General features: G+C 61.8%; 12 protein-coding genes. 3 read left to right on the plus strand and 9 right to left on the minus strand.

Annotation, left to right across the window (positions count from 1 at the left end; translation table 11 throughout):
• Window positions 1–344: 344 nt before the first annotated feature.
• The 8 genes from LB526_RS07490 to LB526_RS07525 form a co-directional block, all read right to left on the minus strand.
• Complete coding sequence (locus tag LB526_RS07490) at window positions 345–1,139, minus strand: ABC transporter ATP-binding protein (RefSeq protein WP_224582088.1); 795 nt, start codon at window positions 1,137–1,139, stop codon at window positions 345–347.
• A complete protein-coding gene (locus tag LB526_RS07495) occupies window positions 1,136–1,858 on the minus strand; it encodes an ABC transporter permease (RefSeq protein ID WP_224582087.1) in 723 nt (240 codons plus the stop codon). The genes LB526_RS07490 and LB526_RS07495 overlap by 4 nt, the downstream gene beginning before the upstream one ends.
• Window positions 1,858–2,577 carry an ABC transporter permease gene (locus LB526_RS07500; protein ID WP_224582086.1) on the minus strand — a complete coding sequence of 240 codons (720 nt, stop codon included), beginning with the start codon at window positions 2,575–2,577 and terminating at the stop codon, window positions 1,858–1,860. Before LB526_RS07500 ends, LB526_RS07495 begins: the two co-directional genes overlap by 1 nt.
• Entirely contained in the window at window positions 2,570–3,757 is a 1,188-nt protein-coding gene (locus tag LB526_RS07505) for an NAD(P)/FAD-dependent oxidoreductase (protein ID WP_224627071.1), read from the minus strand. The genes LB526_RS07500 and LB526_RS07505 overlap by 8 nt, the downstream gene beginning before the upstream one ends.
• 47 nt (window positions 3,758–3,804) lie before the next feature.
• Window positions 3,805–5,262: an NAD(P)/FAD-dependent oxidoreductase gene (locus LB526_RS07510; protein WP_224627072.1), complete on the minus strand. Its 1,458-nt coding sequence runs from the start codon at window positions 5,260–5,262 to the stop codon at window positions 3,805–3,807.
• A complete protein-coding gene (locus LB526_RS07515) occupies window positions 5,259–5,555 on the minus strand; it encodes a (2Fe-2S)-binding protein (protein ID WP_140709768.1) in 297 nt (98 codons plus the stop codon). The genes LB526_RS07510 and LB526_RS07515 overlap by 4 nt, the downstream gene beginning before the upstream one ends.
• Window positions 5,530–6,696, minus strand: coding sequence for an NAD(P)/FAD-dependent oxidoreductase (locus LB526_RS07520; RefSeq protein WP_224627073.1), 1,167 nt, complete (start codon window positions 6,694–6,696; stop codon window positions 5,530–5,532). The genes LB526_RS07515 and LB526_RS07520 overlap by 26 nt, the downstream gene beginning before the upstream one ends.
• Window positions 6,697–6,758: 62 nt before the next feature.
• The gene (locus LB526_RS07525) at window positions 6,759–7,625 is read right to left on the minus strand and encodes a transporter substrate-binding domain-containing protein (protein ID WP_224627074.1); all 867 of its coding nucleotides are present in this window, start codon (window positions 7,623–7,625) and stop codon (window positions 6,759–6,761) included.
• A 244-nt stretch (window positions 7,626–7,869) separates the two neighbouring features.
• Between LB526_RS07525 and LB526_RS07530 the strand changes: the two genes are divergently transcribed.
• Both LB526_RS07530 and LB526_RS07535 read left to right on the plus strand, forming a co-directional pair.
• Entirely contained in the window at window positions 7,870–8,757 is an 888-nt protein-coding gene (locus LB526_RS07530) for a LysR substrate-binding domain-containing protein (protein ID WP_224627075.1), read from the plus strand.
• A gap of 868 nt (window positions 8,758–9,625) precedes the next feature.
• Window positions 9,626–11,881 (plus strand): hypothetical protein, encoded by a 2,256-nt coding sequence (locus tag LB526_RS07535; RefSeq protein ID WP_224627076.1) that lies wholly within the window; start codon window positions 9,626–9,628, stop codon window positions 11,879–11,881.
• A 104-nt stretch (window positions 11,882–11,985) separates the two neighbouring features.
• Here LB526_RS07535 and LB526_RS07540 read toward each other — a convergent pair whose 3' ends face one another.
• Entirely contained in the window at window positions 11,986–12,636 is a 651-nt protein-coding gene (locus LB526_RS07540) for a hypothetical protein (protein WP_224627078.1), read from the minus strand.
• Between the two features lie 251 nt (window positions 12,637–12,887).
• Here LB526_RS07540 and LB526_RS07545 point away from each other — a divergent pair, with 251 nt between their 5' ends.
• Complete coding sequence (locus LB526_RS07545) at window positions 12,888–13,403, plus strand: hypothetical protein (RefSeq protein WP_224627080.1); 516 nt, start codon at window positions 12,888–12,890, stop codon at window positions 13,401–13,403.
• Window positions 13,404–13,500: the final 97 nt, after the last annotated feature.

Here is a 13,500-nt window from a genome sequence, read left to right on the forward strand (position 1 = left end):
CCGCTTTTTCTCGCCTCCCGCGGCTCCCATGCCTAACTTTTTGAGCAGCGATGTCTGCTTACGGGCGGGGGCAAGCTGGCTCCAATGGCCGACATCAGGCGCGAAGCGGCCGTTCGCGTCATGCAGACGGGCGTCGGCTTCGAGTCAGATTTGCCCTCGCCCTTGCAACACCGATACAGTCATCACGCCCAACACCGTAGGAAATATCGCGGGGTTTCCGAGTGGGGGGGAAAGGCGGTAGCGCTCTCCCGTCTCGAACCCCCGATTGCGAGCGAATGCCTCCGATGATCAAATTTGTCCAGCAGTTTGACCGGACGCCTAACCGAACGCGAGCGTCTTTGCTGTTATCTCATCAAGAACTGGCGAAGGCGTTCAGAGCGACTTGAGCTGAAAACTTTGTCGGGCCGCCCCTCCTCTTCAACAACTCCCTTGTGAAGGAAGACGACTTTACTCGACACTTCCCGCGCGAAGCCCATCTCGTGCGTGACCACCAGCATGGTGCGCCCCTCTTCCGCCAGCGCCCGCATCACTTTCAGCACCTCGCCGACAAGCTCGGGGTCGAGGGCGGAGGTCGGTTCATCGAACAGCATGACGCGGGGGCGCTGGCCCAGTGCTCGCGCGATCGCGGCGCGCTGCTGCTGACCGCCGGAAAGGTGTATCGGATAGTGATTTAGCTTGTCGCCGATGCCGACCTTCGCCAACAGCTCCTTGGCCTCCTCGACACATTCAGCGCGCGAACGGCCCTGGACGTGGAGCGGAGCCTCGATCACATTCTCCAGCACTGTCTTGTGCGACCACAGATTGAAGCTCTGAAAGACCATGCCGACATGGGCGCGCAGGCGGTCTACCTGCGCCCGGTCCGCGGGCTTCGGGCCGGCTTTCGTCTGCTTCATCCGGATGGTCTCGCCACCTATCGAGACTTCCCCTCCGGTCGGAGTTTCCAACATGTTGATGCAACGCAACATCGTGGACTTGCCGGAGCCCGAGGATCCAAGGATCGAGACGACATCCCCATCGTTGGCGTCGAGCGAAACGCCTTTGAGCACTTCGAAAGCCCCGTAAGCTTTTCGTAGATCGCGGATGCGGACGGCTGGCACTATCTCATCTGCCGGCTCGTGCTGTTGTTGCGGCAGGCTCATGCTGCATCCTCTCTCTCGATGACGACCGGTGTCGATACAGATCTCAGATGCGGCGTCAGCCAGTATTCCAAGAGATGAATGACGCGCGTTATGACGTAGTTGATAATCAGATAGATGCTTCCCGCGACGACGAAGACTTCGACCGCGCGGTAGCTCTCGGAAATCAGCTTCGCAGCAAGGCCAGTGATTTCCATCATGGTGATCACCGAGGCCAGCGCCGTCGCCTTCACCATCAGGATGATTTCGTTGCCGTAGGCCGGAAGAGCCTGCCGGATGGCAAGGGGCAGCACGATACGCCGGAACACGGTGATCCGGCTCATGCCACAGGCACGGGCGGCCTCTATCTGGCCTTCGGGCACGGAACGCAGGCCACCCCGGATTATTTCGCTGCCATAGGCGGCCGTGTTCAGCGCAAGCGCGATGATGGCGCACCAGTAAGGCTGGCGCAGGATCGGCCATAGCACACTGTAGCGAACTGTCGGGAACTGACTGAGGCCGTAATAGATCAGAAAGATCTGGACCAACAGCGGCGTCGAGCGAAACAGGAAGATATAGGCGCGCGCGATCCACTCGAATGGGCGGATGCGTGATAGACGCAGCAAAGCCAGGATGAGGGCAAGGACCATTCCGAGCCCCACCGATACGAAAGCCAGTTGCAGGGTCAACGGGACGCCGGGCAGCAGTCGAAGAAAGGCACTGAGAAAGAAGGAAAAGTCCATTACCCCCTCCTGAGCCCGCGAGTGAAGTGCCTTTCGGCGAACTGCAATAACCATCCCGAGGCGGAGGAAATGAGCAGATAGAGGATCGCCGCCGCCAGAAAGAAGGTGAAGGGCTGCTTGGTCGAGCCCGCGCCGATCTGAGACTGGCGCAGGATTTCGACAAGCCCCGTCACCGAGATCAGCGACGATTCCTTGAGAACGAGCTGCCAGATGTTTGCCAGGCCCGGCAAGGCGAAGCGCAACGTGAGCGGCGCGATGATGCGCCGGAACGCGAGCGCTCGCGACATGCCCGTGGCGTAGGCTGCATCGATCTCTCCAAGCGCTACGACCTGATAGGCCCCACGGAAGACTTCGGTGTGATAGGCGCCCGACACGATCGCAATTGCCAGGCAGCCGGCGAAAAAAGCCGGCAGGCTGAGGAAGCCGTTGGCTCCAAAGAACCGGCCGATGGGTGTCAGGACGGCGCTGGAGCCGAAGTAGAAAAGATATATCACCAGAAGGTCGGGAATGCCGCGCAGAACCGTCGTGTAGCCATCGGCGACCGAGCGGACGATCCTTCCTCCGGAAATCTTCGCCCACGCCCCGAACGTGCCTATGATCGCTCCGGCGATGAAGCCTGCCATTGCGACCGCGATCGTCATTGCGCTTGCAGCCGCCATGGCGGCACCCCAGCCCCCGGGTGCAAAGCTGAAGACGGTCATCACCCCGAAATCATTCATGACCAGCCTCCTGCGAGACTTTGCGGTCAGGAATGCACGTGGTCCCCAGCATGTCGTTGCTCGAGAAGCGGCCCGGGTTGAACGCGGCTATCGGAATGGCACTTTCACCAGTGGCGACCAGATCAGCAATGACCGAGCCGACGATAGGGCCGAGCTGGAACCCGTGCCCGGAAAAGCCGAAAGCGTGCCAGAGATTGCGGGCGACCTGACTGGGACCGATCACCGGTATGACGTCTGGCATCAGGGCTTCCAGTCCGGCCCAGCTTCGCACGATGGTCGCGCGGCGCAGGATCGGGAAAAATTCGCAGACGGTCTGGGCGCTCACCACCATTCGGTCCGCAACGGTGTCAGCCGTCTCGCTATTCAGGTCGGGATCGCCGAGAACCCCTCCCCCGATGACGACTGTGCCGGCTTCCGTCTGTTTGAACGAAAGCACCCGGTCGATGCCGATCACCACGGGGTCGATGAAATGGGGCATGCGAGACGTCACCATCAGCGTCGAGGCAAAATGCGTCCTGGGCAGGTGCTCGCCGATCATTTCCGCGACTTGCCAGGCCCACGCTCCGCCGCAGTTGATCAAAATATCGGCCCTGAAGACGCCGCTCTCGGTCACTACGGTCCAGCAGCGGTCGCCCTGCTCGAGCCCGGTCACGCGCGTCCGCTCCATGAAGCGGACGCCAAGCTGCTCGGCACGCAGCCGAAATGATTGCGTCGTGCGGAACGGATTGGCATGACCGTCCCGGCGCGAGATGATGCCGCCACGGCAGATATCGGCTGCGGCAGGAACCAGACGCCTGAGTTCTCTGGCGTCGATCACTTCCTCAAACTCGTGGCCGAGCGAGCGCATTTGGGTCACCCGCGCATGGCACCATTCCATCTCGGCTTCGCTTTCGGCGATGCCAATCTGCCCGACACTGCCGATGAATTCGCAGTTTCTTGCCAGATCTGGACCAAGCAGGTCGTCCAGGCGCTCCCAGGCGTCCATTGCGGCTATGGATAACGGTACTTCGGCTTGGTGGCGCATCAATTGCCGTACGCCGCCCGCGTTGACGCCCGAGGCGTGGCGACCGACGGTGTTTTTTTCCAGCACGATTGTACGTAGGCCCCGCAGCGCGAGGTGGAGCGCCGTGCAGCAACCGTGGATGCCACCGCCGATCACGATTGCGTCTGTCGCGGTCATTGCGGCTTCCCAATCCGTCCCATTGTGCGGCTTCTGCTTCTCATCGCTCAAACGCGCTGGCTCGGGTCGCCGTCGACACCCATTGGCGACGGCCTCAAGTCGCGTTCGGCGTTGCCGAGCTCGGCAAGCTGAGCGACAGGCAGCGGCTTCACCGGCAGGCGCAACCGGTAGTAGCCGACGGTCTCGATGTCAGTTTCGAGGCTCTGCGCCAGGACGCGGGCGACAGTGCCACCGCACATGCGGCCCTGGCACTGACCCATGCCGCATCTGGAGAAGGACTTGAGCTGGTTGATGTCAGTGAAGCCCTCTGCGACGAACGCGCGCAGCTCGCCAGCTGTCACCTCCTCGCAGCGGCAGGCGATTGCCTCGTCGGCTAACCGGCGTACAGCTTCGGTGGGGCGGTAGGTGCTGTCGAGGAACGCACGGAACCGGGCCTCCCGCTGGAGATGCCGACGCTCGGGAAGCGCACGCTCGTCGCGTTCGGCCCGCGAAATGCGACCGATGCGGCAGGCAGCATCAAGTGCAGCCAGTCGTCCACGATGCGCCGCCGCTCTGGCGCCGGAGATACCCGCGCCATCGCCAGCGACGGCCACCAACTCCGTGCTCGTTGCACCCCACTCGTCCGTCCAGGGACGCCAAGCCATCTGCGCGGTGTCCCACACATGCCTGCAGCGTAGACTTGCGGTGATCTGGTTGTTGGGGACCACACCCTCATGCAGAAGTAGAAGCGACGCCGACAGCCGCTGCCGCTTGCCGCGAGTTTCGAAGCTGACGGCCTCCACGCGCGAAATGCCCTCGACCGCGAGGTTGCGCCCACTGAAGACGGGGATGCGGGCCTTTCGCAACGCAGCCATCCAGGACAGGCCCTTCAGCAGATCGCGACCAAAGCCCGATAGCACTGGCAGCGCTGCGAATCCGGTCTCGAACAGTCCTTTTTGCGATGTGTCGATGACGGCACTCAGCGGCGCGCCTGCTTTCATGACCTGAAGCGCCACGAGATAGGCAAGAGGCCCTGAACCGGCGATCACAGTCGGTTCTTCTGGCACCAAGCCGGACGCTTTCATAAGCGTCTGTGCCGCACCTGCTCCCATGACGCCGGGCAGCGTCCATCCTGGAATCGGAACCGGACGCTCCATTGCGCCAGTTGCCAGAATGACCCTGCCGGCTCTCGTCAGATAGGCTCGGCCCTTTTGCGATACACCGAGCTTGCCTGCAGCCGATACCTGCCAGACAGCGCTCAGGGGCTCGTATGCGGCACCGCTCCTGCGGAACCGCTCCACCAGCGCAAGTCCCTTGGCGTAGTCGGCGCCGAGAATATTGCTCAATGCGTCGTGCTTGCGGCTGTTAGCTTCTATGTTCCGATAGATCTGTCCGCCAGGCGTTGGCTGCTCGTCGAACAGTATTGTTTCCACGCCAAGTTCCGCAGCGAGTGCCGCGGCCGCCAGGCCTGCCGGGCCGCCGCCGACAATGGCAAGCTCGCAGTGTGTGCGCGGGGCATCGGTCATGCTGCGTCGAACCTTCCCGTGCCCAGTTGTGATCGCACTTGGGAGCCTTCTCTAACCGGCACCAGGCAGGCCTGCTGGTCGGCCTGCCCATCGATCTCGACCAGGCAGTCGAAGCAATTGCCGATCATGCAATGGGGCATGCGATCGGTTCCACTGACCGGCGTCGTGCGGAACCGCTCAATGCCTGCAGCCAGCAATGCCGCGGCAACGCTGTCGCCTGGCCGGCACCGCAATGGCCGTCCATCGAAGAAGATCGTCGTGGTCAAATCATCGGTCCGGAGTCGTCGAAACATGCTGGGCCTTCCGAGTGGACGCGGATGTGTCGATTTGGCGTCCGAAGAACCGGGCCGGCCGAAAATCCTGGAGCGCATCGTTGTCCGCGTCGCCCGCGAGTTCGGCGGCAACAACTTGTCCGAGCCAAGGCGCAAGCGTCGCTCCGCTATGGGTGACGGCAGCATAGTAGCCGCTTACTTCTGGGACCGGACCGACGGCCGACACGCCGTCGCCTGGGATCGCGCGATGCGACAGCCGCATTGCCTCGGGCCTGGCCCCTGCAAGCTCCGGATAGATGCGCGATGCGCGCTCGATCATCGCGACAGCAGCGGGGTAAGTATCGTCCGAACTGCTTTCCAGCGTGAACCCTTGTTCGTCGTGCTCGCTGTGCAGCATGATCCGACCCGCGCCATCGGGCCGGAGGTTGACTGCACTCGTGCGGACCACCCGCCGCACACCCGATTGGGCGGGGGCGGTCACAACGAGAAGGCCGATCGTGGGAGCCAGCGGGAAGGTCATGCGCACGTCCTGACCCAGATCATTTGCCCAGCGGCCAGTGCAGTTGACGACCACGTCTGCACCGATCGTCGTTCCTGACGCCGTCTTGACGCCCGTGACCTTGTCGCCGCTCAACTCGACGCCAGTGACGCTCTCGCGGCGCAATTTCGCCCCGAGGTCGCGCGCCTTGCCGAGGAAGAATTCGATGTAGACGCCGGGGTCCATCCAGCCTTCGTCGGCAAAATAGGCGATCTTCGCATCACCTGAAGCCTCCCGAGCCAGGGCGGGCTCAAGCTTGTGTAGCCTGTCCGCCGAAATCCATTCGGCGGCATAGTTCCATCCAATCAAACGGGCGACGCGATCATCGAGTTCTTGCGCCTCATGCGCGTTCGAGCGCCATTCAACCGCTCCGCCACCATGGAACCAGGGACGGGCGCCGAATTCGTTTTCGAGTTCCCGGTGCGCGCGCATCCCCAGTGCATTGATCAGGTGGTAGTTGTAGGGACTCTTTTCGTTCGAGTTGGTCCAGGCAAAGCTCGAACCACTGGTGCCGGCGCCGGGATGGTCGCGCTCAACAATAGTCACGGAGTGGCCTCGTTCCACGAGGCGATAGGCGATCGACGTGCCGAGGAGCCCGGCACCCACAACGACAAACTGGGTCATGCTATCAATTTTTCCGATGGACAAGATGGGCGGGCCGCACATTTGCGCCCGCCCGGCTGAACTCAATCCTTGGGCGTGATATCAACCCCGAACCACTTTTCCGTTAGGGTCCGGTTGAACCCGTCGGTGTTGACCTCGGCAATGGCCGCGTCGAACTTTGCCTTGAGCGCGGTGTCGTCTTTGCGCATGGCCACATTGGCTGTACCGCTGCCGAGAACGCCTTCGATGAATGTAGGTCCGGCAAGGGTTGCGCCGGCCATGTCTGGCTGCTTCATGGCGGCCTTGAGCATAGTGATATTGCCCATGACCAGGTCGATGCGGCCGGCGGCTAGGTCGAGGTTGTGTTCGTCCGTTGTCTTGTATTCGCGGATTTCGACCAGGTCCTTCAGCTCGGCCGTGGCAAATGTCGCCGCCGTCGAGGAGCCCTGGACGCCGAGGACCTTGCCCTTGAGCGCCGCGGCCATCGCAGCGATCGCTTTCTTGGCGCCTTCCGGGTCCTTCTTCAGGCTGTAGTCGACCCTGGAGCCAAGTTCGGAGGCCAGCGGATTGTCCTTCATCATCATGAAGGCGTTGGGCGCCTTGGCGTAAGGCACAGAGAATGAGGCCACCTTCTGCCGCTCGGGCGTAACCGACATTGACGCGATGATGGCGTCGAACTTTCCGGCGTTGAGCGCGGGCAGCATGCCGTCCCAGTCCTGGGCGACGATCTCGCAGTCGGCCTTCATGCGGCGGCACAGTTCCTGGGCGAGATCGATCTCGTAGCCCGCAAGCTTGCCGTCGGAGGAGGTATAATTCCAGGGAGCATAGGCGCCCTCGGTCGCAATGCGTATTTTCGACCATTGGCCGGCCTCGTCCGCGCGGGCGGCTCCGGTGAGGAAAATGAGGACGCTGGCCGCAAGGCCCATCCATCGTATCAATCCCGTTTTCATTGTTACCCTCTTTTTGATTGGCAGCGCGCGAAAGGACCACCTCGATCTATCTATCGGGGAGAGTGACCCAATCGCGATAGTCTCTGCTCAGTGGCTATTTGCGGCGCCGCAATGGCCAGTTCCGGCGCCAATCAGCTGGAGACTTCTCCCAGCAGGTGGAGAATAAAGCGAAAACCACGGCAATTGACAAATATGAAAAGCTTCGTGTTCTATAGCTTTTTCCTATAGTGATCGGTCGAGAAAAATGAACTACAGACAGTTGCAGGCGTTTCGTGCGGTGATGGATGCAGGAACGGTGATCGGCGCAGCCAATCTCCTGCACATCTCGCAGCCTTCCGTCAGCGCCCACATTGCCAACCTTGAACACGCGCTGAAGATCCAGCTGTTTGTGCGGCAGGGCGGCCGGTTGGCTCCGACCGCGGAGGCCTACCTGTTGCACGAGGAGGCCGGTCATATCGTCAAAGGCATGGCGCGGCTGCGGCGGCTGGCGGCCGATATACAGCAGCTCGATGCGGGCCGGCTGATCATCGGCGCCTATCCCGCGCTGTCCAGCTACGTGCTACCCCGCTTTATCGGTGCCTTCGCCCGCCGCCATCCGAAGCTGCGGCTAGCGCTGGAGCCGGAGGCTTCAGTACGGATCTCCGAACTCGCAGCAAGCAAGCAGCTCGACATTGGCCTGATGACTATGCCGGTAATCGATCCGGCGACGACCTGCGACCTCATTTTCGAGACCGCTTCGGTCTGCATCCTGCCGGCGGAACATCCGTTGAGCGAGAAGGAGACGATCGAGGCTTCTGACATACGCGACGAAAGCTTCATCGCGCTGGGGCGCGAGGACGGATCGCGTCAGGCGGTTGACCGCAGCCTCGACGAAGCGGGGGTTCGCGTCGAGACTCGTTTCGAGGCTCATTACAGCGACGCCGCCTGCGCTCTCGTGGCCGAGGGGCTTGGCGTCTCCATCGTCGACAAGTTCTCTGCGGAACGCTGGCGCGGAACGCTCGCCATCAAGCCGTTCCGTCCCTACGTGCCCTGCCATGTCTATCTAACGCGCAGCCGCACTCATATGTTGTCCCTCCTCCAAGAGCAGTTCGAGCGGGAGTTCCGCGTCTATCTGGAGGAGCACTTTTCCTAAAAACACGATCAGCTGCTCCAATGTGCAGCAAAGGAAAACGAGGGTCGGCATCACCCTCGGGGGATGTCCCGTTTGGGGCGCGTATCAGGGTTCGTGCTGACGCGCTATCAGGAAGGCTTATGTCCCGGAAAGTCGATGCCTCCCAAACTATCCAAAAACCGAATCTAGTCCCCCACCTTGTCCATAAGCACCCGCAATTCGGGTTGAGGCGCGACCCAGAAAGTTCGAAAAGCTTCCAGGAACCCCAGCCAAAACTGGATGTCCTGTGGACGACTTGGTTCCACAACCTTCTTTCGCGTCCCCCATGTACGATTCTCCGGCTTCGCCGTGCCGCGATTTCACGCGGGAGACGCGTCTGTTCGACCAATGTGCAGACATTCGATCATAGAAGGCGTTGTCGACGCGCCTATCGAGTTTGAACGGAGACTCAGACGCGCGCGAAGAGCGGGCATCACAATGGCCGTTCTGCATGGCCGGAAGTCCTGCCGAGGTGGTTGACCGTGGGGGTCTGTGACCTAGCTTAGGGTTCAGAATGGACCGTCCGGACTCCCCAAAAATGCGGATTGGAACGCACCGTGGGAGAACTTTTGGGATATTGACGGTGGAGAGGTGCGAGTCGGCTTTTCGGGACATTGGCGGCGGGCGACAACCGGCGGCCACGGTGTCTTCGAGCTTCGGTTCGTGCGCACATCTTCTGCGCCGGCATCTTCTGCCGGCGTATGACCGCGCTCCGCAACGCAACAAATACACTCGCACGGCACTGCAGGGCCCGAAGCAGTGACAGCTTTGAGAGCAGCAGCAGCTTTAGCCAGCATCGGGGAGAAGACCCAAACACCGCTTCGCGAACTTGAATTGCACCCAAGACCACATGGGCACGACGATGCCAAATCATCTTGCCGAAATTTACACGAATAACACAGATCTCGCCATCCTGGCCGGGATTGCGATACTCGTACTGGCGGGCGTCTTTCTTGTGCTCCGGCATGCCCTTGTCGCAGTGCTGCGGAGTCGCCCGAAGCCAAATGCCTACCTGAAAGAATGCAAGCCTGTTCCTCTCGAGGAGGTTCCTTGGGTCTGGGAACGCCCGGTCGACCTTGCAACCGGACCTGGTTCTTCTCAGGCTGTCGTATCCTCGGATGCGGATGCCCGGCCTCAGGATGCAAACTACCGTCAGTTCGGGGTGCGAATCGAGCATTTCGAGATGATCTCCGAAGCTTATGAGAGTTCGCCAGGCGACCTGCCCAATCCCTTCGCTTCCCCGACAAACAGCGCTACGGACTCACCTCCCCGTGTTCGCTGGCCTATCGGTCTTGTATCAGGCCTGGGCATCGCCACGATCTGCCTGGCCGTGTCGCTTGGCTATACGATGACGAGACAGAATTGGGTCGAAAGCGCCCCCGCCATTTCGCAGGCCCAGAATCCCTCCCAGCCCGATCTTTCGCGATCCTTCGCGGTTCCGGCGAGTGCTGCATTGGATATGGAGGGACCAGCCCAGGGCGACGGGCGTACGAATGCCGCATCGTCTGGCCCGGATCTCGCGGCTGCCAAGGCTGAAGTCGAGGCTGCTCGTGCTCAGGCATCCGCCGCGAGGAATCTGGCCGGCCAGGAGCACCGAGCTGTGGAAGAAGAGCGCGCCAGAAGCGCCTCTCTGCAGAGTGCGCTCTTGGAATCGCGCAAGCAGGTCGATGCGCTGAGGACAAGCATGGCAGCAGCCGACGACGCATACGGGGAGCGTTTGCGCAACGAACTCACGGCAGCCCGCACGTATGACGCATTGCAGCGCATTGCGGGAGATGCTCGCAGGCTGCTGGGCGAGAGCATCAACTATGTCGTTACGCAGATGCCGGCTGATCATCTGGAGCGTCAGCGAACTGAATTGATGGCCCGCGACCTATCCCAAGCGCGGGCGCAAATTTCACAGCTTCAGGCCACGGCCGCCGAGGACCGCGCCAGTGCCAAGGCCTCGCTTGCGCAAGTGAACGCATTGCTTGACGACGAGCGCCGGAAGTCGAAGGACCTTCGTGGCGACCTCGCCGCAATGGAACTGTCCAAGGCCGCGATCGCGGATAAGGCTGAGCGGGAACGAACCGGTGCAGCCACAGCGAGAGGACGGGTGGAGCAGACCGCAACCGAGACTGCCCAGACCCTCGCCCGAGAACGCGCTTCCGCAGCATCGACCCGTGAGGACCTCGATAAAGCCCGCCTCGAGCGCGAGGCGGCTGAACAGGAGCGAGCCAAGGCTGTCTCAGCAAAAGAGCGTGCCGAGCAGACCGCAGCCGCGACGGCGCAGGCTCTGACACGAGCACGCGCTTCCGCAGCATCGACCCGTGAGGACCTCGATAAAGCCCGCCACGAGCGTGACGCGGCTGAACAGGAACGAGCCAAGGCTGTCAAAGCAAAAGAGCGTGCCGAGCAGACCGCAGCCGCGACGGCGCAGGCTCTGACACGAGCACGCGCTTCCGCAGCTTCGACCCGTGAGGACCTCGATAAAGCCCGCCGCGAGCGTGACGCGGCTGAACAGGAACGAGCCAAGGAAGTCAAAGCAAAAGAGCGTGCCGAGCAGACCGCAGCCGAGACGGCGCAGGCTCTGACAAGAGCACGCGCTTCCGCAACATCGACCCGTGAGGACCTCGATAAAGCCCGCCTCGAGCGCGACGCGGCTGAACAGGAACGAGCCAAGGCTGTCAAAGCAAAAGAGCGTGCCGAGCAGACCGCAGCCGAGACGGCGCAGGCTCTGACACGAGAACGCGCTTCCGCAGCATCGATCCGTGAGGACCTTAATAAAGCCCGCCTGGAGCGCGGCACGTCCCCAGCACTTTCAGGAGAGGTCACCAGGCTGAACGAAGCTCTGGACAACCAGCGCGAAGCCACTGTTTCTCTGGCCCGCGACCTGGCTGCCAAACGCGCGGACAATGACAAACTCAGAGCTGAGCGCCGCAGCGCGCAAATTGAGCCGCCGCTGCAGCCTCGCTCTGGCCGCGCATCGGTCGGCACCGGTCAGATGAAGGCTGTCAGCCAGAAGACGACTACGCGCAGCAAGCTTCGCAACTCCTCGCAGGTGATCCGCGTGCGTACTATCGCGCTTCCCTTTGCCCTCCGGCCAATACACCCGATGTCGGATTGAATTCAAAACGATTGCGACGACGGTGAACGCTCCAGTCATTAGCCTGCACCATTCGCAACACACGGAGGCCCGGAAAAGGGGATCGCAAGGAGTTCCGCTCTGCGCTACGTCAGACCGATCACGCTGCCTTTCGCGTTCAATTCGCACCCGACCGGCGCCTCACGCGTCTCCACCCGTCCCTGATGCATATAGTCGATGCTGACCTGAATGGGGGCCGAGATCTTGCGTTTGCTCAACCGACGTATGGAACCTGCGCTGCTGACGCGCACACTGGCCGCACCAAACTTGGCGGCGGCCTGCTCGATTGCGTCCTGACAGGCGCGAACGACCTTATCCGGGACACCGGGCAGCGCTTCGATCGGGTGGACCGCTGATAGAACAGTGTTGTCTTCGAGAGGCTGCAGGGCGGGCGGGAGGTCGAGCGAATGTCCGCCGCCTGTGGACAGGTCGACAATGGCAGCTGGAGGTGACGGTATTGAGGCCGTTGGAGTGGTGCTGATCCCGTCATCGTTCGACGACGGACTGCCGCTGGCGCCTACGGGATCAGCGGGATCGCCGGCAGGTCCTTTGCCTTTGCCCTTGCCTTTGCCGTTGCCGCCGTTGTCATGGCTGCCATGACCCCCGTTGTCACCCTGATGGCCGCCACCGTCATGCCCCCCGCCGTGCGGGCCGGCGGCTGCAGTTCCAGCGCAAGCTACCGCGATCGAGCAAGCAAATGCCAAATAAGCCAAGCTGAATCCAAGGGATTGACGCACGGTAGTCTCCAAATGTGCCCAGCTGTCCTTGCGCGGCATGCGGTCAGAACGTCTAAACCGCCGCCCCAAGGCAAAAACTAGCGAATACGGTGCCCACGGAATTAACTAGTGGATGAATCCGCTGCATCAAGGATGCTGTGGGGGGCGATCGCGATAGCGGCAACACAGCAATTTTTCCCAAGACCCAGAAACCACAACGCCGCAAGTTATCGCGGCGATGTTCCAGCTCCCTGCTCGCCTTGGAGAAAGCGATGACGACCACAATGTCCCCTTTTCTCACCGCCCTCACCTCCGATGGCCCTTCCACCGACTGGGCGAAAGACATGGACCTGTACGCTTGGCTGATCGGCAGTTGGGACATGGACACGGTCCACCATCTCGACGATGGCACGATCCGGAAATGGGATGGGGAATGCCATTTCGGCTGGGTGCTCGAAGGCCGTGCCGTCCAGGACCTCTGGATCAGGCCGAGGCGCCCTGCCCCCTCGATCATGTACGGCACCACCTTGCGCGTCTTCGATCCCGGCATCGACGGCTGGCACATCATCTGGAGCGATCCGCTCAACCAGGATTACTCACGCCAGATCGGGCGGGCTGAGGGCAACGACATCGTCCAGATCGGCCATGACTCGCGCGGCCTGCAAGCCCGTTGGCGCTTCACCGAGATCACGGCCGACAGCTTCCATTGGATCGGCGAGGAAAGGATGACTGAGAGCGATTCCTGGCGGGTGACTTATGAGCATTTTGCCCGGCGGGCAGGTTCCTGACGCACTGTCTGTGGCCGATCGCAGATTTCCAGGACCGCTCCTCCTTCCGCGTGCGCTCGCCGTAACGAACCACGATCATACGGCCTTGACGATGCTG

It is taken from the genome of Mesorhizobium sp. CA6 (genome assembly GCF_020165035.1).
GTDB lineage: Bacteria > Pseudomonadota > Alphaproteobacteria > Rhizobiales > Rhizobiaceae > Mesorhizobium.